Raw genomic sequence first — 22394 nt, forward strand, 5'->3', positions numbered from 1 at the left:
TGCCATCGCGTCTGTGTCCGGCGATTGCCGGCGTGTCCGCTGACTGATGGCAGTGCGCATCGATGCAGTGCCCGGGCGTGGCACCGCAGAATGCGAGCGCGCCATTGCCGATGCCCAATATCGGCTGGGCGCCTGCACCGGCGCCCGGCCGTGCATCAGTCGCGTGAACCCGCGTTCGCGCCTTCCAGCCATTGCACCTGGCCCGAGGCGGCGCTGCGTTGCGCCAGTTCCAGCAGTTCCATCACCTGCACCGCGTCGGCAGCGCTGACCGGTGCCGGTCCGGCGCCTGCCAGGGCATCGCGAAACGCGGCGTAGCACTGGCGGTAGTCGCCCGGCGTAGTGTCGGGTTGATGGGTATGCACGCGGCCTTCGTCGTCCACGCGGGTCAGCGTGCCCGGAAGCGGGTCCACGCCCCAACCGGCGGTACCGGGGCGGCGTCCGGCGCGTAGCTGGTCTTCCTGGGTATCCAGCCCATGTTTGAGGTAACTACCACGGGTGCCGTGCACGGCAAAGCGCAGGCCGCTGTCGGCCACCAGCGAGCCGGCGTGCAGGATCACGCGCAGCCGCGGGTAACGCAGGGTGACGTGGAAATAGTCGTCGCTGCGCGCCTGGTTGCGCTGGCGCTGCAGGTCCGCGCCGATCGCCTGTGGCGTGCCGAACAGCTGCAGCGCCTGATCGAGCAGATGTGGCCCCAGGTCGTACCAGAGACCGGCGCCGGGGATATCGCTTTCGCGCCAGCGGTCGCGCACCTGCGGCCGGAAGCGGTCGAAGTGAGAATGGAATTCCACCACCTCGCCCAACTGGCCTTCGTCGATCAGCCGGCGCACGGTGAGGAAGTCCGCATCCCAGCGCCGGTTCTGGAACACGCTGACGATACGCCCGGCCGCCGCCGCAGCAGCGACCACCTCGCGCGCCTGTGCGGCGTCCAGTGCAAAGGGTTTGTCCACCAGCACATGCTTGCCGGCGGCCAGGGCCTGCAACGCGAATGGTGCGTGGGTCTGGTTGGGGGTGGCCAGCACCACCGCATCCAGCGCCGGATCGGCCAGTGCCGTTTCCAGATCGGCCAGCACGGCGACATCGGGGAAGTCGGCCTGCACCTGCTGCGGCTTGGACGACACCACGCTGTGCAGGGCCAGGCCCGCGGTGCCGGCGATCAGCGGGGCATGGAAGGTGCGGCCGACATAGCCATAGCCGACGACGGCCAGATTGAACGGTTTAGGCATTGAAAACGGTTCATCGCAACGACGGAGGAGGCCTGCATGGTATTGCACCCACCCGTGTGCGCCGGGTTCACAACCCCTGCATCCGGCAGTCACGTGTGCACGACGAGCGCCACTGCAGACTGCGGCCACATTCACAGGAGGGTACATCCGATGAAGAACATCACACATGCACGCAAGTTGCTGGCTCTGGCGCTGTCGCTCGGTCTGACGCTGGGTGCCTCGCAGGCATTCGCTGCGCCGCAGGAGCACGCCGCGCACAAGGATCACGCTGCCGACAACATGAACGAATCCAAGAAGCCGGTGACCGACACCTGGATCACCACCAAGGTGAAGGCCGATCTGCTGGCCACCGACAATGTGTCGGGCACCGACGTCAAGGTCGAGACCAAGAACGGCATCGTCACCCTGACCGGCACGGTTGCCACCAAGGCCGAGCACGACAAGGCCGTGGCAGTTGCCAAGGGCATCGAAGGCGTCAAGAGCGTCAAGTCCACCGGCCTGAAGGTCGTCGCTGCAAAGATGTAACTGCAGCGGTAGCGAATGCCGGGCCAGCCGAGGCGAGGCGGCTGAACCGAGCACAAGGCGCACTCCATGGGGTGCGCCTTTTTTGTTGCCTGCGCGCACGACGGGCACGCCGACGGGCGGCCGGGTGCTCGCACCATTTTCACGTTTACTGCACTTATGATATGCCCATTCAGCTATGTCGCCGTGGGAGTGATCAGGCTGAATCGTTAATCTCATCCTGGGCCTGATCGGAGACAATGCCGACTTGCCTTCGGGGCCTTGGCAGCGAGCGGATACAGACCTAGCAATGCAGACAACGGTCCAAGAAGACAGATGGGATCGCTGGCGCCTGCCATTACTGGCGGTTGCCGTGTTTCTGATTGTGGTGGTGCCGTCGCTGCTGCTGCAGCAGATGGCGCACAACGCCAACCAGGCCGCGGTGTGGGTGTCGCATAGCCAGGAGGTGCAGGAGACCGCCCAGCGCCTGGAAGCGGCGATGCGCGATACCGAATCTGCGGCCTTGATGCGCTCGCATGGCGTGCAGCGCCCGGCCCTGCTGGAGCGCATGCGGCGCGGCCGGCGCGAGTCGCTGGCGGCGGTGCAGCGGCTGATCGTGCTGACCAAGGACAACCCCGCACAGCAGGTGCGGATGGGGCGTATCCAGAGCACCATCGAGCGGCGCCTGTTGCTGGCCGAGCGGATTGCGGTGACCACCGCGCCGGAGCAGATCCGTCTGCTGATCAACGACATGACCCTGAACAACCCGATCCGCGTGCTGATCGACGAGTTGCAGGACGCCGAGGGCAAGCTGCTGGAGTTGCGCAGTGCGCGCGCCGACACCGAACGCACGCATTACGCGGTGTTGAGCTGGGGCACGCTGGTGGTGCAGTTGCTGCTGCTGGGCACGGTGACCTGGTTGCTGCAGCGGCAGATCCGTCGCCGCCTGGCCGCCGAACAGGAATACCTGCGCGCCAACGGCCGCGCGTCGTCGGTGCTGCAGACCGTGCGCGAGCCGATCGTGCTGCTGGATTCCGGCCAGCGCATCCTGCTGCACAACCCGGCGTTTGCCGAGTTGTACGGGCTGGACGAGCGCGGCAACGAATCGATGCCGCTGGAGGACGTGGGCGATGGCGTCTGGCGCGATGCGCAGATCCATCAGCGGCTGGCCGACGTGTTGCTGCGCGGCCGCGAGTTGTGGGACTACGAACACGAGCAGCGCGCCGCCGATGGCGTGCAGCGCACCATGCTGATCAACGCGCGGCGCATGCCGCTGCCGGACACCAGCGACGAAGACGTGGTGCTGATGACGGTCAGCGACATCAGCCTGCAGAAGGCCTCGCAGCTGCGCATCCAGGAGCTCAACCGGCAGATGGAGGGCAAGGTGGAGCAGGTGTCGGAGGTCAATCGCGAGCTGGAAGCCTTCAGCTATTCGGTCTCGCACGACCTGCGCGCGCCGCTGCGCCATGTGGCCGGATTCTCCGACAAGCTGGCGCGCCACCTGGGCGATGCGGCGGACGAGAAATCGCGTCACTACATGGAAGTGATCAGCAGCTCGGCGCGGCGCATGGCGTCGTTGATCGACGATCTGCTGGTGTACTCGCGCCTGGGCCGCAGCGCGCTGCGGTTGCAGGCGGTGGACATGCAGTCGCTGGTGTCGGAGACCCGCGCGATCCTGGATTCCAACGTGCAGAGCGAGAACACCGGCCACCGTGTGGACTGGCATATCGCGCCGTTGCCGGTGCTGGTGGCCGACGAGAACATGATGCGCCAGCTGTGGATGAACCTGCTCGGCAACGCCGTGAAATACAGCACCAAGCGCGAGGTGGCCAGGATCGAGGTCACCTACACGCCGATGGCCGACGGCGGCCACCAGTTCAGCGTGCGCGACAATGGCGCCGGCTTCGACATGGAATACAGCGCCAAGTTGTTCGGCGTGTTCCAGCGCCTGCACAAGGCCAGCGAATATCCCGGGACCGGTATCGGCCTGGCCAGCGTGCGGCGTGTGCTGACGCGTCACGGCGGCCGGGTCTGGGCCGAAGGCGCGGTCGACGAAGGCGCCACGTTCTATTTTGTGCTTCCTCCTGCGCTTGAAGCGCCCAACCAAGAGTTCAATGTATGACCGCCATCCGTACCATTCTTCTGGCAGAAGACAGCCCGGCCGATGCGGAAATGGCCGTCGACGCGCTGCGCGAAGCCCGCCTGGCCAACCCCATCGTGCACGTCGAGGACGGCGTGGAGACCATGGACTACCTGTTGCGTCGGGGCATCTTCGCCGATCGCGAGGAAGGCCTGCCGGCGGTGTTGCTGCTGGACATCAAGATGCCGCGCCTGGACGGGCTGGAAGTGCTCAAGCAGATCCGCAGCGAGGAGTCGCTCAAGCGCCTGCCGGTGGTGATCCTGTCGTCCTCGCGCGAGGAGAGCGATCTTGCCCGCAGCTGGGACCTGGGCGTGAATGCCTACGTGGTCAAGCCGGTGGACGTGGATCAGTTCTTCAACGCAGTCAAGACGCTCGGCACCTTCTGGGCGGTCATCAATCAGGCACCGGAGCTGGACTGACCCATGCTGCAAGAGGGGGGCAAACTGGAGCAGCTGAAGATCCTTCTGGTGGAAGATTCACCGGAAGACGCCGAGCTGTTGTCCGATCAGCTGCTCGATGCCGGGCTGGATGCGGCGTTCGAGCGTGTGGACAGCGAGCCGTCGTTGCGTGCCGCACTGGATGAATTCCAGCCGGACATCGTGCTGTCGGACCTGAGCATGCCCGGTTTTTCCGGCCATCAGGCGCTGCGCCTGGTGCGCCAGAGCGGCGCCACGCCCTTCATTTTCGTCTCCGGCACCATGGGCGAGGAGACCGCGGTCAAGGCGCTGCAGGACGGCGCCAACGACTACATCATCAAGCACAACCCGACCCGTCTGCCGAGCGCGGTGATCCGCGCGATCCGCGAGGCGCGCGCCGACCTGGAACGCCAGCGCGTGGAGAGCGAGCTGATGCGCGCGCAACGGCTGGAAAGCCTGGCAATGCTGGCGGCCGGGTTGAGCCACGACCTGCGCAACATCCTGCAGCCGTTGCTGATCGTGCCCGACCTGCTGGCCGGACGCACCGACGATCCGCAGCTGCGCCAGCTGGCCAACGTGGTGGCCGAGTGCGGCCGGCGCGGGCACGAGATGGCCGAGTCGATGCTCTCGTTCGTGCGTGGCTCCAACAAGCCGCGCGAGCAGGTGTCGATCGCCAGCCTGTTCCAGGCCGTGCAGATGTTGCTCAAGAGCAGCCTGCCTGACGGCGTGCGCCTGCAGATGGACACGATCCCGCTGGATCTGACCATCGAGGCCAACTACACCGAGTTGCAGCAATGCCTGCTCAACCTGGGCCTGAATGCGATCCAGGCGATGCCGGGCGGCGGGATGCTGACCCTGTCGGCCGATCGCCACGACGGCACGCGCGTGCGCATGAGCGTGGCCGACACCGGCGTGGGCATGAACGAGGATACCCGCGCACGCCTGTTCAGTCCGTTCTTCACCACCAAGGCCGATGGCACCGGCCTGGGGCTGATTTCCTGCAAGCGCATCGTCGAAAGCTACGGCGGCAGCATCGTGGTCGACAGCCGCCTGGGCGAGGGCACGCGGTTCGACATGATCGTGCCGATGCGTGCGGCCGCAGTGACGATTGCCGACACCGAGCCGCCGCTGGCGTTGGGGCATGGGCAGCGCATCCTGCTGGTGGATGGCGAGGCCACGCGCCTGTCGCTGCTGGGCAATGCCTTGTCCAGCCAGGGCTATCAACCGCAGCTGGCCACCGATGGCGCGGCGGCGCTGCAACTGGTGCAGCAGCACGCGATGCCGGACCTGGTGATCATCGACAGCGACATCATCCAGCTCTCGGCGGTGAGCGTGTTGTTGAGCATGCAGGAGCTGGGCTACCACGGCCCGGCGATCGTGCTCGAGGATGTCGGCGCGCCGCTGCAACGTTCGCATTTTCCGCCGGACATCCCGGTGCATGTGCTGCGCAAACCGCTGGAAATGCGCCGGGTGTTCCGCGCGGTGGCGCATGCGCTGGAAGCGGCCTGAGGCCAGGGTCTGGCGCGCTGCGGGCGGGCAGGCTCAGATGCGGCACGATTGCAACAGTTGACGCCCACGCTGGCCGCATGCGCGAATAACGCATGACCACCGTGCTTCTCAGCCTCGGCAGCAACGTCCAGCCGACCCACTACCTGCGCTTGGCCGTCGACGCCTTGCGCGCACGCTTCGGCCAGCTTGCCGTCTCGCCGGCGTACCGCACGCCGGCGGTGGGCTTCGACGGGCCGGACTTTGTCAACAACGCCGTGGCGCTGGACACGGACATGGACCTGGCTGCGCTGGATCATTGGCTGCATGCGCTGGAAGATGCGCACGGCCGCGATCGCAGCGGCCCGCGTTTCAGCGACCGCACCCTGGACGTGGATGTGGTGTTCTTCGGCGATTGCATCATCGAAGGCCCCGGTCATCTGCGCATCCCGCGGCCCGAGCTCAAGCATGCCTTCGTATTGAAGCCGCTGGCCGATATCGCACCCGACTTTGTCGACCCGCTCAGCGGGCAGACCCTGGCCGTGCTGTGGCAGGCGCACCCGCAGCACGGCATCGCGTTCATGACGGTGGCGCTGGATGCGGCCCCGGCGCTGGACGTGGCGCGCTAGCGCCATTGCAGCTCAACTGAGCTGGCGGCCACCGTCCACATGCAGGGTGTGGCCGGTGACGAAGCCGGCGTCGTCCAGCAGCCAGCGCACCGCCTCGGCGATTTCCTCGGGCGTGCCGATGCGGGCCAGCGGCGTGCGTGCGAGCAGCGCCTGCCTGGCCGCTGCGGATTTGCCTTGCTCCGGCCACAGGATCGCGCCGGGCGCGACCGCGTTGACGCGCACCTCCGGTGCCAGCTCCAGCGCGAGCGAGCGGGTCAGCATTTCCAGCGCACTCTTGGACGCGCCGTACAGCGGGTGATTGCGCATCGGCTGCTGCGCGTGCAGGTCGGTGATGTTGACGATGGCGCCGCGGTGCTGGCGCAGCTGCGCGGCGGCAGCCTGGGCGATGAAGAACGGTGCGCGTGCATTGACTGCGAACAACTCGTCCCATTGCGCGGCTGTCGCTGCGCCGAGCGCGGTGGGGTAGAACGCGGAGGCATTGTTGACCACGCCATCCAGGCGGCCGAACGCGGCGATGCAGTCGGCGACCAGCTGCGCCGGCGCCTCCGGCAGGCGCAGGTCGGCGTGCAAGGCCTGCGCGCTGCCGGCGCGCAGGGCGCACAGCTCCGCTACGCGCGCGCCGAGCGCCGCGCCGGAGCGGTGCGCATGCAAGGCAACGCGGTAGCCGGCCGCATGCAGCGTGGTGGCGATCTGCGCGCCAATCCGGCGACCTGCACCGGTGATCAACACCACCTTGGAACTGTCTGTCATGGCGTACTCGCTCGGCGTTGCAAAGGGCTCGGCTATCCTGTGCATTGTCCCCGCAACCGGTGCCCGCATGCACGCCGACCTTCCTACTCCCGATCCGGATGCCCTGGCGCATAGCGACCGGCTGGCCGCGCATCTGCGCGCCGAGATCGCCGCCGCCGGTGGTGCAATTCCGTTCTCGCGTTTCATGGAGCTGGCGTTGTACGCGCCGGGTCTGGGCTATTACAGCGCCGGCTCCAGCAAGTTCGGCGAGGCTGGCGATTTCGTCACCGCACCGGAGCTGGGGCCGTTGTTCGCGGCCACCGTGTCCGGGGCGCTGGCACCGGTGCTGCAGCAGCTCGGGCCGCAGGCGCGCGTGCTGGAAGTGGGCGGCGGCAGCGGTGCATTTGCCGAAGTCACGCTCAAGCGTCTGCTTGAGCTGGATGCGCTGCCGGAGCGTTACGCGATCCTGGAGCCCAGTGCCGACCTGCGCGAGCGTCAGCGCGAGCGGTTGGGACGTAGCCTGATCCCGCCGGTGTTCGATCTGGTGGAGTGGCTGGACGGGCCGTTCCCGGACGATTGGGACGGGGTGCTGTTCGCCAACGAAGTGATCGACGCATTGCCCACGCCGCGCTTCACGCTGCGCGACGGCGAGGTGTATGAAGAAACCGTGGTGCTGGATGCGCAGCAGCAATTTGCGCGCGGTGAGCAGCCGGCCGATGCCTTGCTGGGCGCGGCGGTGCGGCATCTGGAACGTTATCTGGAGCAGCCCTTCGCCGATGGTTATCGCTCCGAGCTGCTGCCGCAGTTGCCCTACTGGATCCAGGCGGTGGCTGGCGGTCTGAAGCGCGGCGCGATGTTGTTCGTCGATTACGGTTACCCGCGTGGCGAGTTCTATCGTGCGCAGCGCGAAGACGGCACCCTGCGCGCGTTCTATCGCCATCGCATGCATGAGGATTTGTATCGCTGGCCGGGCCTGCAGGATCTGACTGCGTCGGTGGACTTCACCGCGTTGGCCGAGGCCGGCACCGGAGCCGGTTTCGAGTTGGCCGGTTACTGCACGCAGGCGAGTTTTCTGCTCGGCAATGGCCTGGATGCGTTGTTGGCGCAGGCCGACACGCGCACCGACGAAGTAGGGCGCATGCGGCTGCGCGAGCAAATCAAGCGGCTGACCTTGCCCAGCGAAATGGGCGAGCGCTTCCAGGTGATGGGTTTTGCGCGCGACGTCGATTTTGCGCCGGCATTTCTGGCGGGCGATCTCACGTGGCGGCTGTGACGCAGACGCTGCGCCCGTTTCATCGGCCGCGGTTGTGGGTGGGGTTGTGGATCGCTGCGATCGTGGTGGTGATCGCGGTCTGCCTGGGGCCGCCGCCGGAGATTCCGGAGCTGCCGGATAACAGCGACAAGGCCGAGCACTTTTTGACCTTCGCGCTGTTGTGCTGGGGCGCGGTGCAGTTGTTTGGCACGCGCCGCGCGCAGGTTGGTGCGGCCATCGGTCTGGTGGCTTTAGGCGTTGGCATCGAGATCGCGCAAGGCGCACTGACGACCAATCGAAGCGCCGACCCATACGATGCGCTGGCCGACACGCTGGGCATTGCTGCAGGCCTGTGCCTGGCGTGGACGCCGTTGTGTCTTGTGATGTTGCGGATCGACCAGCGCCTGTTCGCGCGGGGTTGAGTTGCGTGCGCGCATGCGTGTACGAATGCGCGTGTGCGCCAGGCACTGCCGTTATCGAGCGGTGTACTTGCGATGGCGCATTGACGCATCGGCAGCGGGTAGCGGGATGTCGTGGCAGCTGCCTGCAGCGTGTGGAGTCCCGGATCCGGCGCAGGGCTGCATCAGGGAGCAGCCACGCGTACATCATCGGATGAGACGTCGATCGCAGCTTGTAGATGCGCGGGTTACAGCTTCATGTTCAGGCCAAGATAGAGCTGGCGCCCTGCCGCTGGCGAAAACATCGGCTGCGCCTGCGTCCAGAAGAAGCTGTCGTACCACACGTAGGCATACTCGCGGCCGGTGGCATTGCGGACCTGCAGATCCACGCTCCAGGCGGGATTGATGGAGTATCTGGCGGTGAGATCCAGGGTGGCGAAGCCGCCGTATTTGCCGGCCAGGTTGCGCTCCTCCAGATAGTAGTCGCCTTGCGCGCGGCCCTGCATTCCCAAGCGCAGCGCAGCGGTCGGGCGGTACTCGACGCCGACGTTGCTGATGTAACGCGGCGTTGCGGCCACTTCGCGGCCGACCAGCGACACGCTGGCATCGCGGTCGTCGCGTTCGATCTTTGCCTCCTGATATGCGTGCGATGCCCATAGCGTCCACCTGTCGCCCAGCTGCGCATTGATCTGCGCATCCACCCCACGCCTGCGTGTCTTGCCCAGGGTGACGGTGGTGCCGGTGGCGGGCATGTTGGAGACTTCGTTGGCCGCATCCTGTTGCCACACCGCAATGCGCGCCTGGCCGCCCTGGAACGGGCTGAATTTCATGCCCAGCTCCACGCCGGTATTGGTGGATGGGCGGACGTCCGCCTGCCCGGCGGTGAGGTAAGCCGGCGCCGTGGACCCGGTCAGCACCTGGAAGCTGCGGCCCCAGTTGGCATAGACGTTGGTGGTCGGGGTGAAGGCGTAGACCAGGCTCAGTTTGGGCTGCTCGATGGTGCCGTAGCGCTGCAGCGGCGCGCGAACGCCGCCGGGCAGTTGGGTGTCGCCGTCGAAGCGGTCCACACGGTAGGCCGGCACGATCTTCAGCGCCTCGGTCGGCTGATAGATCGCCTGCACGTAGGCGCCCCAGTTGTCGAAGGTGTGGCGGTCGTCGTTCTGGATGCGTGCCGGCGTGGCATTGAAATCGGTGGGCTCGGCATAGCTGAAACGCTCGCGTCGGTAGGCGTTGTCCTGATGCTCGTAGTTGATGCCGCCTTCCAGGGTGAGCGTGTCGCTGCTGCGCCAGGTCAGCGTGTTGAGCATGCCGACCTGGGTCTCGTCCCAGATGCGGCGCTGGCGTGGCGCATTGCCGGTGGGCAGGTCGCTGAAGGTCACCCGGCGGTCGTCGTGATAGCGGTTGGAGTAAAGCTTGGTGCCGAAAAACAGCCCGTCTGCCAGCTTTAGATCCAGATGGACGCCGAACTGGCGCATGTCGCGGTCGTCGCCGTCGTTGCGGTTGCGCAGGTCCGAACTGCGACGGTCTGCCTGCATTTCCGCTGCGGTCATGAAGCCGGGTTCGTCGGCCTGGTTGTGATAGACGCGTGCGGTCAGGCCGATGCGCATGCCGTCGTCGAGGTTGCCGTAGAACCATTTGCCGCCCAACGAATACTTGCTGGAGGTGTCGTGGTCGCGGTAGCCATCGGAGGCCTGCACGCCGACGAAATAGTTCTGTGCAAACCCGTCGCGTTCGCGTCCCACGGCCAGCTGCGCATCGCGGGTGTTGAAGCTGCCGTAGGTCAGGCGCGCGTCGGTGTAACTGCCGCCCTGGCGCGTGCCGAAATTGATGTTGCCGCCGATATTGTGCAGGCCGTAGCGCGGATCATTGGTGCCGCGCACCACTTCGATGTAACTGATTTCCAGCGGGAACAGCATGTCGATGAAGCGCTGGTTGCCACTGTTGACGTTGCTGGGGATGCCGTCGATCAGCGTCTTGATCGCATTGAGGTAACCCTCGCCGTTGAAGGCGCGAAAGCTGACCTTGCCCGATTCGGCGCCTTGCCGGGTTTCGGTGAGCTGGATGCCGGGCATCTGCCCGAGCAGCTCCCAGCTATAGGACACGTTCTTGTCCTCGATCTGATCGGCCCCCAGCACGTCCACCGAGGTCAGTACCTGATGCGCGGTGAGTTGGCCTTCGCCATGCTGGTGGACATCGACCTTGCCGAGCGTCAGCGCTGAATCGGACGACTGTGCGCGTGCCTCAGGGAGCAGCAGAACGGCGCCGACGGCCGCCGCGAGAATGTGGATCTTCATGGATCGGACAGCACCAATACGAAGTGGGAAACCGAATGTGGCATCTTTTGCAATATTATAACATAAATAACAAATCTTCGATCCCAGCTGCAGGGTGCTTGCGGTGCGCGTGCGCTGCCGGGGGCTGGATCGCGGCGGCCAGCGCGCTTCGCACCGCGCTCAGCGGTGGCTGCGGTCAGCAGGATTGGAGGCCGGCAGCAGCTCCGGTGACCAGGCGTGGCTGGCCCGGCGCAACAGGCTTGGGTGGCAGGCGGCAGGGGGGGGGGCTGGTCGCGTCGGTACGTGCCGGCCGCTGGTGCCGGTGTTCTGCGGAGCGTTAGCCAGGCATGCGTACCGCGCGTTCGCGCAACCACTTGGTCGCCACCCACTTTTCGCCGGCCAGGACCGGTGCGCCGGCATGCAGGCTGCGTGTCATTGGATGCGGGCGGTCGTAGCTGAAGAACACCGCATTGCCTTTGACGGCGGCAACGTCCAGGTGCGCATCGGGAAAGCGCGTGGCGCCGCCGCGTTCCGGGGTGTTGAGATACATCACCAGCGATGCGACGCGTTGGCCGCCGGCCTGCAGCAACACCGGCGTGCCGGCGGCCGCGGGGTCGAAGTAATCGTAGTGCGGTTGATACTCGGCGCCGGTGGCATAGCGCAACACCTGCAGTCCCTCGCCGTGGTCCACGGGCCAGTCGAGCAGGCGGGCGATGCGTGCTTCGATGCGTTGGCACAGCGCATCCTGCCCCAGCTGCAGGCACATGCTGTGGCTGGTGCGTGCGGCATGCACGATCTGCGCGCCGTTGTCGTTGTCCACCGTGCGCGAACGCGCCAGACGTGGCTGCGCCAGTGCGATCAATGCCTCGCATTCGGCATCGGACAGGAAATCGCCCAGCACCACCACGCGCGGCAGCAACAGGCTGACCAGCACGCGCACCTGGCGATCGCCCAGGTCCAGCAACGAGGCATCGTTGTCCTGCAGCACTGCCGGCACGCGCACCGGCACCGGCAGGCCATGGGTCTGCGCGTGCTGGTGGATGTGGTCGCGCAGCAGGGCCTCGACTGCGTCGATGGCGTCCTGTTCGTTCCAGCCCTGATCCAGGAGCGGCTGTAGCGCTTGTTCGGGCGGCTGGCCGGCCATTGCCTGCGCAATGATCCAGTCGCCCAGGGCAGCGGGGATGGGAGGCGGAGTCATCCTCCTACAGTGCATGTCAATGTGTGGCAGGCATGTGTCAATTGTGTCGTCGTAAGACAAATGAAACAGACAGCCCCTATAAAAGTGACGGGGATCTTGAACGTGCTCGCCACTGCAGTGAGCGGAACGCAACCAATTCTTGACGACTCCTCTTCATACCGGACCTTCCTTGACCTGGAGATCAGCCGCATGTCCGTTCGCAATAGCAGCAAGACACTTCTCATGACCTTTGGTACCGCGCTGGCCTTGTCGGCCTGCGGTGGTGGTGCCGATCGTGTCGCCTCGCCCGGCGAGGGCGCATTTCCGCCGGCACCGACGCCGGCTCCCGCACCGACCCCGGCGCCCACGCCTGCACCCACGCCCGCTCCGGCACCGACCGGCCCGGCCGCCGATTGCCCGACCGGTTTCTCCAACGTCGGTACCATCGCCAACAACACGCTGCGCGCCTGCCAGCTGCCGGACACCATCAACGGCAACCTGGTGGTGCCGGCACGTGCGGGTACGGCGTATTCGATCAGCGGACGCGTCAACGTGGGCACCGACCGCGGCGGCAACGCCATCGCACCGGCCGCCGGCAGCACGCAGGGCATCCTGACCATCGAGCCGGGCGTGACCCTGTTCGGTTCGGCGGGTAGCGACTACATCGTGGTCAACCGCGGTTCGCAGATCTTTGCCGAAGGCAGCGCCACCGCCCCGATCGTGTTCACCGCGCGCCAGGCGCTGGAGGGCCAGGTCAGCGCCAACACCATCGGCTTGTGGGGTGGCATCGTGGTGCTGGGCCGTGCGGCCATCAACAACTGCCCGGGCACCACGGTCTCCGGTACGCCGGAATGTCAGGCGCAGGTGGAAGGTACCAATGCGTTCTACGGCGGCAACAGCGCCACCGACAACAGCGGCTCCATGCGCTACCTGCGGGTGATGTATTCGGGCTTCGAAATTTCGCCCAACAACGAGCTGCAGGGCATCACCCTGGCCGGCGTGGGCAGCGGCACGCGCCTGGATCATGTGCAGATCCACAATAGCTCCGACGACGGTATCGAATGGTTCGGTGGCACCGTCAACGGCAGCCACATCGTGATCACCGGCGCCGACGACGATTCGCTGGATACCGACGCCGGCTGGAACGGCGCCCTGCAGTTCGGCATCGTGGTGCAGCGCGCCGGTGGCGGCGACCGCATGAACGAGTGGAGCAGCCTGCGCCGTCAGCCGTATTCGCGCCCGAAGGTGGCCAACTTCACCTACGTGGGCAATGCGCGCGCCGGTGCGGCGATCATGCTCAACCAGGGCACGCAGGCCGCGTTCTACAACTCGGTCGTCACGCGTCCGGCCGGTGGCAGCGGTGATGGCCTGGTGTGCTTCAACCTGGCCGATGCCGACACGCTCGGGACCTTCAACTCGGTGTTCTTCGCCTGCCCGACGGCCTTCGGCAGCGACGCGCGTGCGGCCACCCAGTTCGCGGCCGGCACCAACAACGTCGCCAACGGCGTGTCCACGTTGCAGAACACCTTCGTCAATGGCGCCAACGAAAGCGCCGTGCCGGCCTTCCAGGGCTTGAACGGGGTGAGCAGCTTCTTCCAGCAGGTGAACTACATCGGTGGCGTGCGCGATGCCAACGACACCTGGTGGCAGGGCTGGACCTGTGGCCTGACCGCCGATCGTCCCTGCTGAGGCACAGCATCACCAGGCGGCCATCAGGTCGCCTGGTGATGCGTCCAGCTTCATCTTTCAGTTGCCAGGGCTCCCACGATGCGAACCTCCGCTGTCGCCCGTCTCTCGCGGACGGGCCTGTCTCTTTCCATTTCCACCTTGCTGTTTTCCGGCGCTGCGCTGGCGCAGTCGACCACCACCGATGCCGGCTCTGCCAGCGGCAGTAGCAGCACCGCCACCAGTGCGCCCAAGCAACTCGACCAGGTCGTGGTGCGCGGCGAGTACATTCCCGAACCGATGCTGCAGACCTCGGAGGTGGCATCGTTCGTCACCCGTGAGGACATGGAGCGCACCGGCGACAGCAGCGCGGCGGTAGCGCTGACGCGTGTCACCGGGCTGAGCCTGTCGCGCGGCAAGTATGTGTATGTGCGCGGCCTGGGCGAGCGTTATTCGTCGGCACTGTTCAACGGCTCGCCGTTGCCCAGCCCCGAGCCGATGCAGCGCGTGGTGCCGCTGGATCTGTTCCCCAGCGACGTGCTGGCCAGCGTGACCGTGCAGAAAACCTATTCGGCCGATTATCCGGGCGAATTCGGCGGTGGCGTGATCGATCTGCAGTCGATGGCGGTGCCGGACAAACCGTTCCTGTCGCTGACCGTGGGTGGCGGCGTCAACAGCGTCAGCACCGGCGAAAAAGGCCTGACCTATTACGGCTCCGGCGATGACGAGTGGGGCTACGACGACGGCACCCGCAAACAGCCTGCCGCGTTGCGCGATGCGATCCAGAGCGGCCGGCGCGTGGATCTGGGCAGTTTCTCGCGCGAGGACATCCGCCGTATCGGCCGCAGCTTGAACGACGCCAACCTGTATGTGCTGCAGGAAAAGGACAGTATCGCCCCGGACGTCAATGTCGGCGGCAGTGCCGGTTACAGCATGGACGTGGGCGAGGCCAAGCTGGGCATCATCGCGGTGGCCAGCTACGACAACGAGTGGCGCACGCGCACCGGCAGGCAGCAGGACGGCATCTTTGTCGGCGATACGGTCGAGTTCAATTCCAACTACGACTTCGCCACCACCCGCAACAACGTGCGCACCAACGGCATGCTGGGCCTGGGCTGGGAGTACGGCCGCCACACCATCGGCTGGACCACCTTGTATGTGCACGATGCCTTGAAGGTGGCACGCAGCCGTGCCGGCCGCGATGAGCTGGCCGGTTTCGATGTGCGTGACGACAACACCGAGTGGTACGAGCGCCAGCTGATCAACAACCAGCTGCGCGGCACGCACGCGTTCGGCGAGTACGACGATCTCAAGATCGAATGGCGCGCAGCGGTGGCCAATGCCAGCCGCGATGTGCCATACGAAACCGGCATTCGCTACGAGTTGCTCGATGGCTACTGGGCGCACGATGCCTCGCGCGTGCAGAACTACACCCGCTTCAGCAAGGTCGACGACAAGGTGGCCAGCGGCGGGGTGGATGTGACCTGGCGTTTGCCGATCGAGCACGACTTCACCGTCAAGGGCGGTCTGGCCTATCTCGACAACGATCGCAGCGCGTGGAGCCGCGAGTTCCGCTTCCTGGCGCTGGACGGCCCGCTGCCGTTCTACAACCAGTTCCAGCGTGTGGATTACCTGATCTCCGATTACAACCTCAGCAACGATCTGCTGCGCCTGCGCGAGACCACCGGCAGCTTCGGTGCGGCCGCGTACGATGCGACCCTGAAGGTCAAGGCGGCGTATCTGCAGGCCGAGGGCGAGATCGTGCCGACCCTGCGCGCCACCGTCGGTGTGCGCTACGAAGACGCCACCCAGGCGGTGCATCCGTACGACATCTTCACTGGCGTACGCCAGGACAGCGTGGCACCGCTGGAGAACAGCTACGCGCTGCCATCGGCCACGGTGACCTGGAATTTTGCCGAGAACCAGCAGCTGCGCTTTGGTGCGTCCAAGACCATCGCGCGCCCGCAGTTCCGCGAGATGGCGCCGCAGCAGTATCTGGACCCGGATATCGACCGCCAGTTCTTCGGCAACCCGTTCCTGGTCGATAGCGAGCTGGTCAACCTGGATGCGCGGTACGAGTGGTTCTTCGAGCCGGGCGAGTACTTCACCGTCGGTGCGTTCTACAAGAGCATCGACAAGCCGATCGAAGCCATCGTCAACGATGCACCCGGCGGCGGCATCGTGCAGAGCTTCATCAATGCGCCCGAGGCCACCTTGTACGGCATCGAGCTGGAGGCCAAGAAATATCTGGACCTGCCGATCGCGGCCGACTGGTGGGGCGACAAGCGGGTGTTCGTGTCCGGCAACTACACGCGCACCAAGTCGGAGGTGAGTGCCAGCGATGGCGACACCGTGCAGCCGTTCGGCTTCACCGCACCGGTGCAGGCGACCTTGTTCATCCGCGATGGCTCGGCCTTGCAGGGGCAATCCGATGACATCGCCAACCTGCAGATCGGTGTGGAAAGCGAGAGCACCCACAGCCAGGCCACCTTGATCGCCAATTATGTCGGTGAGCGGGTGTCCGCGCGTGGTCGACCGGGGCAACCGGATTACATCGACAAGCCCGGCACCTCGCTGGATCTGGTGATCAAGAAGGGCCTGGTATGGTCGGGCAATACGCTGTCGTTGAACTTCGCCGCACGCAACCTGCTCAAGACCAAGTACCAGGAATATCAGAGCCTGGGCAGCAATCGGGTAGACCTGTACGAGTACCAGCCCGGCGTGACGTATGACCTGAGTGTGACAGCGCGCTTCTGATCCGACGCCCGCTGCCGGTATCGCAAACGCCCGCCCTGCCTCGCATGGCGGGCGTTTGCATCTGGGTCCGTGTCGCCGTGTGTCGGCCTGTGTCATCACTTTCTTCGAACTGACACATTGCTGCCGCATTCTGTCATCCGACCGCAATCCTGAGACGGATGTTCGCTTTGCAGCGCGCTTTGCCCTCCTTGAAACCCCTGATGTCGGCGCGCGGCCGCAGCGCACTGGCCTGCGTGCTGCTGGCCTTGCTCGCGCTGCAGTGTGCGCGCGTGGTGTGGGTGATGATCACCCCGATCGGTCCGTTGGGCACCGCCCAGGTCGCCACGCCTGCACAGGCGGAATTGCCGGCACTGCGCCGCGATGTGTTCTATCGCAGCGTTGCGGAGGCGAATAGCGACGGCATCGTGTTGCATGGCGTACGCGCGGGTGGCGCGCAAGCGGCTGCGTTCCTGAGCAGCGGCGACGGCAGGCAGGGGGCATATCGCATCGGCGATGGCGTGGTGGCTGGGGTGACGGTGCAGGCGATCGCGAGCGATCACGTGCTGCTGCGTACCCGTAGCGGCGTGCGACGTCTGGCATTGGTGGAATCCACCGCGTCTGCGGCGGCCACATCGCCGGCAACGACCACGACTGCAGCAGCGGGCGGCGCACCTGCGGTGACGTCGAATGTCGGCACCGCGGCTGGCACGGCCACGGCGGCGGCCGTTGACCCGCAACAACTACTGACCACCGCCGGGCTGCGTGCAAGCGAAGACGGCAGCGGCTTCACCGTGATGCCGCGCGGCGATGGTGCGCTGCTGCGCCAGGCCGGCCTGGCGCCGGGCGATGTATTGACCCAACTCAATGGCCGCACGCTCGATGCCGAACACCTGCGCGAGCTGCAGGACGAACTGCGCGATGGCCAGGCGGCCACGCTGACCTACCGCCGCGACGGCCAGACCCACACCATGACCTTGAAGCGCCCGCAATGACTGCTGCCCGCCCCAGATGGCTCTTTTCGGCCACGTTGTTGCTCGCCCTGCCGGCGGTGCCGATGCTGTCGCTGCATGCCGCCGATGCGCCGGCCGTGCGCCTGCAGGATGTGGACCTGCGCGCCTTCATCCAGGATGTGTCGCGTGCCACCGGCATCACCTTCATCGTGGACACGCGCGTGCAGGGCACGGTCAACGTGGCGCGTGCGCAGGCGATGTCGGAACAGGATCTGCTCGGCATGCTGCTGGCGGTCTTGCGTGCCAATGGCTTGATCGCGGTGTCCAGCGGGCCGTCGACCTATCGCATCATTCCCGACGATACCGCTGCACAGCAGCCGGCCAGCGCCGCCAACGGCAACCTGGGATTTGCCACGCAGGTGTTCACCCTGCAACGTGTGGATGCGCGCAGCGCCGCGGAGATCCTCAAGCCCTTGATCGGGCGCGGCGGCGTGATCATGGCGATGCCGCAGGGCAACAGCCTGTTGATTGCCGACTATGCCGACAACCTGCGCCGGGTACGCGGCCTGGTCGCGCAGATCGACACCGACCGCGCGGCGATCGACACGGTGAGCTTGCGCAATAGCTCTGCGCAGGAACTGGCACGCACGCTGACCTCGCTGTTCGGGCAGGGGGGCGAGCGCAGCAATGTGCTGTCGGTGTTGCCGGTGGAAAGCAGCAATTCGCTGATCGTGCGCGGCGACCCGGCGCTGGTGCAGCGGGTGGTACGCACCGCGGTGGATCTGGACGGGCGCGCCGAACGTCGCGGTGATGTCAGCGTGGTGCGGCTGCAGCACGCCAGCGCCGAGCAATTGCTGCCGGTGTTGCAGCAGCTGGTCGGGCAGACCCCGGGCAACGAGGCACAGCCCGGGCAGGACACGCGCTCCAGCGCGGTGGATGTGGCCGCCGGCGCTACGGGCGCTGCACAGACGCAGGTGATCACACCGGCCGCCGGCAAGCGCCCGGTGATCGTGCGCTACCCCGGCTCCAACGCCTTGATCATCAATGCCGACCCGGAAACCCAGCGTGCCTTGATGGATGTGATCCGTCAGCTGGACGTGCATCGCGAGCAGGTGCTGGTCGAAGCGATCGTGGTGGAGATCTCCGACACCGCCGCCAAGCGTCTGGGTGTGCAGCTGTTGTTGGCCGGGCGCAATGGCACGGTGCCGTTGATTGCCACGCAGTACAGCGGCGCCTCGCCCGGCATCGTGCCATTGGCCGCAGCGGCGGCCGGCACGCGCAGCAACAACGGCGAAGACGATTCGGTGCTGGAACAGGCGCGCAATGTGGCCGCGCAATCGCTGCTGGGCCTGAGCGGCGGCCTGATCGGGCTGGCCGGGCAAAGCAACGATGCGGTGTTCGGCATGATCATCGATGCGGTCAAGAGCGACACCGGCTCCAACCTGTTGTCGACCCCGTCGATCATGACCCTGGACAACGAGCAGGCGCGCATCCTGGTCGGGCAGGAAGTGCCGATCACCACCGGCGAAGTGCTGGGCGCGGCCAACGACAACCCGTTCCGCACCATCCAGCGCCAGGACGTGGGCGTGGAGCTGGAAGTGCGCCCGCAGATCAATACCGCCGGCGGCATCACCCTGGCGATCAAGCAGGAAGTCTCGGCGATTGCCGGGCCGGTCAGCGCGCAGTCGTCGGAGCTGGTGTTCAACAAGCGCCAGATCGAAACCCGCGTGGTGGTGGAAAACGGCGCCATCGTCGCGCTCGGCGGCCTGCTCGACCAGAACGACCGGCAGACCGTGGAGAAGGTGCCGCTGCTGGGCGATGTGCCCGGGCTGGGCGCGCTGTTCCGGCACAAGTCGCGCAATCGCGACAAGACCAATCTGATGGTGTTCATCCGCCCGACCATCATCCGCGACGCGGCCGATGCGCAGCGCATGACCGCGCCGCGCTACACCTATCTGCGCGATCGCCAGTTGGCCGATGGTGACCCGGAAGCCGCGCTCGATGCGTTGGTGCGCGACTACCTGCGTGCGCAGCCGCCGCAGCTGCCGGCCGCGCCATCGTCGGCCGTGCCCGCACCGGCAACAACGCCTGCGCCCGGCGCGCGTCCCGCGCAGCGCTGATGCCATGAACACCGCGCGCGCCAGCATTTCCTACGCGTTCGCCAAGCGCCACGGCGTGGTGCTGCTGGGCAGCGACAGCGCCGCGCAGATCGGCCTGCGCGAAGGCGGCGACGTGCAGGCGCTGATCGAGCTGCGGCGTGCGCTGGGCATGCCGTTGCAGGTGCGCACGCTGGCGCCGTCGGTGTTCGACCGGCATGTGTCGGAGATCTACGCCGATGCCGGCATGGAGCAGGGCGTGCAGGTCGAGGCGTTGGACCTGCACGGCAGCCTGGATTCGTTGATCGACGACATCCCTACCGCCGATCTGCTCGACAGCCAGGACGATGCGCCGATCATCCGCCTGATCAACGGCATCATCGCCGAGGCCGCGCGCCTGGGCGCCTCGGACGTACATCTGGAATCCTACGAATCGCGGCTGCGCGTACGCCTGCGCGTGGATGGGGTGATGCGCGAGGCGGCCACCTTGCCCGGACGCATCGCGCCGTTGCTGGTGTCGCGGGTCAAGGTGATGGCGCGGCTGGATATCGCCGAAAAACGCATCCCGCAGGATGGCCGCGTGTCGCTGGTGATGGGCGCCAAGGCGCTGGACGTGCGCGTGTCCACGCTGCCGACGCGCAGCAGCGAGCGGGTGGTGCTGCGCATCCTGGACAAGGAGCAGGGCACCTTGTCGCTGGCCCAGTTGGGCATGCCACCGGCGGTGATGCACACCGTGCAGCGCGCCCTGCAGGTGCCCAACGGCATCGTGCTGGTGACCGGGCCGACCGGCTCGGGCAAGACCACCACGCTGTATGCGGCGCTGAGCCTGCTCAACGATGGCTCGCGCAACATCCTCACGGTGGAGGACCCGGTGGAATACGCCATCGACGGCGTCGGCCAGACCCAGGTCAACGCACGTGTCGGCATGACCTTCGCGGCCGGCTTGCGCGCCATCCTGCGCCAGGATCCGGACGTGGTGATGATTGGCGAAATCCGCGACGCCGAGACCGCGCAGATCGCCGTGCAGGCCAGCCTCACCGGCCACCTGGTGCTGTCCACCGTGCACACCAACGATGCGGTGGGCGCGGTCACGCGGCTGCGCGACATGGGCATCGAACCGTTCCTGCTCGCGTCGAGCCTGCGGCTGATTCTGGCGCAGCGCCTGGTCCGTCGCCTGTGCACGCAGTGCCGCGCACCGCGCCTGCTGGATGCCAGCACGCGGCAGATGTTGCAGGCGCCCGACGATGCAACCATCTACGCCGCCGTGGGCTGCGCGGCCTGCCACCACAGCGGTTATGCCGGGCGCGTGGGCATCTACGAAGCCATCGCGGTGGACGATGCGATGCGCCGCCTGATCGGCGACAACGCCGACGAGGATGCCCTGGCGGCAGCGGCCTTCGCACGCGCAGCGCGCCTGGGCGATGCCGCGCGCGCCGCTGTGCTGCAAGGCCTCACCACGCTGGAAGAAGCGCTGCGGGTGACCCGCCAGCAGGACGATGCGCATGCCGCGGTTTGACTACACCGTGCTCGACCTGCATGGGCACAGCCGTCAGGGCGTGATCAGCGCGGACACGGTACAGGCTGCGCGTGCGCAACTGGAGCAGCGGCAGTGGGTGCCGGTACGCGTGGAGGCGGCGGTGGCGGCCAGCAGCGTGCGTCCGGCGCGTTTCAGTGGCAAGGATCTGGTGCTGTTCACCCGTCAACTCGCCACGCTGGTGGAAACCGCGCCGCTGGAAGAAGCGCTGCGCACCATCGGCACGCAATCCGAACGGCGCGGCGTGCGCCGGATCACCGGCCAGACGCATGGGCTGGTGGTCGAGGGCTTCCGCCTGTCCGATGCGATGGCGCGCCAGGGCACTGCGTTTCCGCCGCTGTACCGCGCGATGGTGGCCGCGGGCGAGAGTGCCGGGGCGCTGCCGCAGGTGCTGGAGCGCCTGGCCGACCTGCTGGAGCGGCAGGCGCAGGTGCGCAGCAAGCTGCAGTCTGCGTTGGTGTATCCGGCGGCGTTGGCCCTGACTGCCGGTGCGGTGGTCATCGTGCTGATGACCTTCGTGGTGCCCAAGGTGGTGGACCAGTTCGATTCGATGGGCCGCGCATTGCCATGGCTGACCCGCGCAGTGATCGGCGTGTCGAATTTCCTGTTGCATGCAGGCATTCCGTTGCTGGTGGCACTGGTCATTGCGGTGATCGCAGCGCTGCGCCTGCTCAAGCGCCCGGAGTTACGCCTGGCGGCCGACCGTGCGGTGCTGCGCGCGCCCTTGCTCGGCCGGTTGATCCGCGACCTGCACGCCGCACGCATGGCGCGCACGCTGGCGATCATGGTCAACAGCGGGCTGCCGTTGATGGAAGGCCTGATGATCGCCGCGCGCACCGTCGACAACCGCGCCTTGCGGCTGGCCACCGACAACATGGTCACGGCAATCCGCGAGGGCGGCAGCCTGGCCGCGGCGATGAAGCGCGCCGGCGTGTTTCCACCGACGCTGCTGTACATGGCCTCCAGCGGCGAAAACAGCGGGCGCCTGGCGCCGATGCTGGAGCGCGCCGCCGATTATCTGGAGCGCGAGTTCGAGTCGTTCACCACCGCGGCGATGAGCCTGCTGGAGCCGGCCATCATCGTGCTGCTCGGCGGGGTGGTGGCGGTGATCGTGCTGTCGATCCTGCTGCCCATCCTGCAATTCAACACCCTCGCGCTTGGTTGAGCGCGGCCGCCCATCCCTGGAGATC

Annotated in this window: 17 protein-coding genes; 13 read left to right on the top strand and 4 right to left on the bottom strand. The window is 66.6% G+C overall.

The window, feature by feature from the left end; all coding sequences use genetic code 11:
- Window positions 1-155: 155 nt before the first annotated feature.
- Window positions 156-1223, bottom strand: a complete 1068-nt coding sequence (locus tag ACCQ04_RS03580; RefSeq protein ID WP_226426838.1) for an oxidoreductase — start codon at window positions 1221-1223, stop codon at window positions 156-158.
- Between the two features lie 150 nt (window positions 1224-1373).
- Between ACCQ04_RS03580 and ACCQ04_RS03585 the strand changes: the two genes are divergently transcribed.
- From ACCQ04_RS03585 to folK, 5 genes are all read left to right on the top strand, one after another.
- Window positions 1374-1748 carry a BON domain-containing protein gene (locus ACCQ04_RS03585; protein ID WP_024939670.1) on the top strand — a complete coding sequence of 125 codons (375 nt, stop codon included), beginning with the start codon at window positions 1374-1376 and terminating at the stop codon, window positions 1746-1748.
- Window positions 1749-2034: 286 nt separating this feature from the next.
- Window positions 2035-3846 (top strand): sensor histidine kinase, encoded by a 1812-nt coding sequence (locus tag ACCQ04_RS03590; protein ID WP_024939669.1) that lies wholly within the window; start codon window positions 2035-2037, stop codon window positions 3844-3846.
- Window positions 3843-4283: a response regulator gene (locus ACCQ04_RS03595; protein ID WP_016900854.1), complete on the top strand. Its 441-nt coding sequence runs from the start codon at window positions 3843-3845 to the stop codon at window positions 4281-4283. The genes ACCQ04_RS03590 and ACCQ04_RS03595 overlap by 4 nt, the downstream gene beginning before the upstream one ends.
- A 3-nt stretch (window positions 4284-4286) precedes the next feature.
- Window positions 4287-5789: a hybrid sensor histidine kinase/response regulator gene (locus ACCQ04_RS03600; protein ID WP_024939668.1), complete on the top strand. Its 1503-nt coding sequence runs from the start codon at window positions 4287-4289 to the stop codon at window positions 5787-5789.
- 92 nt (window positions 5790-5881) lie between these two features.
- Window positions 5882-6394, top strand: a complete 513-nt coding sequence (folK, locus tag ACCQ04_RS03605; RefSeq protein ID WP_184610204.1) for a 2-amino-4-hydroxy-6-hydroxymethyldihydropteridine diphosphokinase — start codon at window positions 5882-5884, stop codon at window positions 6392-6394.
- Window positions 6395-6406: 12 nt separating this feature from the next.
- On the opposite strand, the gene ACCQ04_RS03610 is transcribed toward folK, so the two are convergent.
- A complete protein-coding gene (locus ACCQ04_RS03610) occupies window positions 6407-7144 on the bottom strand; it encodes a pteridine reductase (RefSeq protein WP_024939667.1) in 738 nt (245 codons plus the stop codon).
- Here ACCQ04_RS03610 and ACCQ04_RS03615 point away from each other — a divergent pair.
- Both ACCQ04_RS03615 and ACCQ04_RS03620 read left to right on the top strand, forming a co-directional pair.
- Window positions 7143-8396, top strand: a complete 1254-nt coding sequence (locus ACCQ04_RS03615) for a class I SAM-dependent methyltransferase (protein WP_024939666.1) — start codon at window positions 7143-7145, stop codon at window positions 8394-8396. The genes ACCQ04_RS03610 and ACCQ04_RS03615 overlap by 2 nt on opposite strands.
- 32 nt (window positions 8397-8428) lie before the next feature.
- A complete protein-coding gene (locus ACCQ04_RS03620; protein ID WP_255618539.1) occupies window positions 8429-8797 on the top strand; it encodes a VanZ family protein in 369 nt (122 codons plus the stop codon).
- Between the two features lie 224 nt (window positions 8798-9021).
- Here the strand turns inward: ACCQ04_RS03620 and ACCQ04_RS03625 are convergent, their stop codons facing one another.
- Both ACCQ04_RS03625 and ACCQ04_RS03630 read right to left on the bottom strand, forming a co-directional pair.
- On the bottom strand, window positions 9022-11067 hold the full coding sequence (locus tag ACCQ04_RS03625) for a TonB-dependent receptor (protein WP_226426836.1): 2046 nt from the start codon (window positions 11065-11067) through the stop codon (window positions 9022-9024).
- Window positions 11068-11383: 316 nt separating this feature from the next.
- Complete coding sequence (locus ACCQ04_RS03630) at window positions 11384-12244, bottom strand: 2OG-Fe(II) oxygenase (RefSeq protein ID WP_104569088.1); 861 nt, start codon at window positions 12242-12244, stop codon at window positions 11384-11386.
- Window positions 12245-12433: 189 nt separating this feature from the next.
- Here ACCQ04_RS03630 and ACCQ04_RS03635 point away from each other — a divergent pair, with 189 nt between their 5' ends.
- The 6 genes from ACCQ04_RS03635 to gspF all read left to right on the top strand — a co-directional run bounded on the left by ACCQ04_RS03635 (window position 12434) and on the right by gspF (window position 22369).
- Entirely contained in the window at window positions 12434-13912 is a 1479-nt protein-coding gene (locus tag ACCQ04_RS03635; RefSeq protein ID WP_024939662.1) for a beta-helix domain-containing protein, read from the top strand.
- Between the two features lie 78 nt (window positions 13913-13990).
- Complete coding sequence (locus tag ACCQ04_RS03640; RefSeq protein ID WP_167708410.1) at window positions 13991-16645, top strand: TonB-dependent receptor domain-containing protein; 2655 nt, start codon at window positions 13991-13993, stop codon at window positions 16643-16645.
- A gap of 158 nt (window positions 16646-16803) precedes the next feature.
- Window positions 16804-17616 (top strand): type II secretion system protein N, encoded by an 813-nt coding sequence (locus tag ACCQ04_RS03645; protein WP_372358693.1) that lies wholly within the window; start codon window positions 16804-16806, stop codon window positions 17614-17616.
- On the top strand, window positions 17613-19694 hold the full coding sequence (gene gspD, locus ACCQ04_RS03650) for a type II secretion system secretin GspD (protein ID WP_226426835.1): 2082 nt from the start codon (window positions 17613-17615) through the stop codon (window positions 19692-19694). The genes ACCQ04_RS03645 and gspD overlap by 4 nt, the downstream gene beginning before the upstream one ends.
- Window positions 19695-19698: 4 nt before the next feature.
- Window positions 19699-21186, top strand: coding sequence for a type II secretion system ATPase GspE (gene gspE, locus ACCQ04_RS03655; RefSeq protein WP_228911836.1), 1488 nt, complete (start codon window positions 19699-19701; stop codon window positions 21184-21186).
- Window positions 21173-22369: a type II secretion system inner membrane protein GspF gene (gspF, locus tag ACCQ04_RS03660; protein ID WP_226426833.1), complete on the top strand. Its 1197-nt coding sequence runs from the start codon at window positions 21173-21175 to the stop codon at window positions 22367-22369. The genes gspE and gspF overlap by 14 nt, the downstream gene beginning before the upstream one ends.
- The last annotated feature ends 25 nt before the right edge of the window (window positions 22370-22394 follow it).

This window comes from Xanthomonas sp. NCPPB 2866 (assembly GCF_041475745.2).
GTDB lineage: Bacteria > Pseudomonadota > Gammaproteobacteria > Xanthomonadales > Xanthomonadaceae > Xanthomonas > Xanthomonas arboricola.

Coding starts and splice junctions, on each gene's coding strand:
- gspF (WP_226426833.1), top strand. CDS start 21,173: ATGCCGCGGTTTGACTACACCGTGCTCGACCTGCATGGGCACAGCCGT.
- ACCQ04_RS03630 (WP_104569088.1), bottom strand. CDS start 12,244: ATGACTCCGCCTCCCATCCCCGCTGCCCTGGGCGACTGGATCATTGCG.
- ACCQ04_RS03640 (WP_167708410.1), top strand. CDS start 13,991: ATGCGAACCTCCGCTGTCGCCCGTCTCTCGCGGACGGGCCTGTCTCTT.
- gspD (WP_226426835.1), top strand. CDS start 17,613: ATGACTGCTGCCCGCCCCAGATGGCTCTTTTCGGCCACGTTGTTGCTC.
- gspE (WP_228911836.1), top strand. CDS start 19,699: ATGAACACCGCGCGCGCCAGCATTTCCTACGCGTTCGCCAAGCGCCAC.
- ACCQ04_RS03580 (WP_226426838.1), bottom strand. CDS start 1,223: ATGCCTAAACCGTTCAATCTGGCCGTCGTCGGCTATGGCTATGTCGGC.
- ACCQ04_RS03590 (WP_024939669.1), top strand. CDS start 2,035: ATGCAGACAACGGTCCAAGAAGACAGATGGGATCGCTGGCGCCTGCCA.
- ACCQ04_RS03600 (WP_024939668.1), top strand. CDS start 4,287: ATGCTGCAAGAGGGGGGCAAACTGGAGCAGCTGAAGATCCTTCTGGTG.
- ACCQ04_RS03595 (WP_016900854.1), top strand. CDS start 3,843: ATGACCGCCATCCGTACCATTCTTCTGGCAGAAGACAGCCCGGCCGAT.
- ACCQ04_RS03625 (WP_226426836.1), bottom strand. CDS start 11,067: ATGAAGATCCACATTCTCGCGGCGGCCGTCGGCGCCGTTCTGCTGCTC.
- ACCQ04_RS03585 (WP_024939670.1), top strand. CDS start 1,374: ATGAAGAACATCACACATGCACGCAAGTTGCTGGCTCTGGCGCTGTCG.
- ACCQ04_RS03635 (WP_024939662.1), top strand. CDS start 12,434: ATGTCCGTTCGCAATAGCAGCAAGACACTTCTCATGACCTTTGGTACC.
- ACCQ04_RS03615 (WP_024939666.1), top strand. CDS start 7,143: ATGGCGTACTCGCTCGGCGTTGCAAAGGGCTCGGCTATCCTGTGCATT.
- ACCQ04_RS03645 (WP_372358693.1), top strand. CDS start 16,804: ATGTTCGCTTTGCAGCGCGCTTTGCCCTCCTTGAAACCCCTGATGTCG.
- folK (WP_184610204.1), top strand. CDS start 5,882: ATGACCACCGTGCTTCTCAGCCTCGGCAGCAACGTCCAGCCGACCCAC.
- ACCQ04_RS03610 (WP_024939667.1), bottom strand. CDS start 7,144: ATGACAGACAGTTCCAAGGTGGTGTTGATCACCGGTGCAGGTCGCCGG.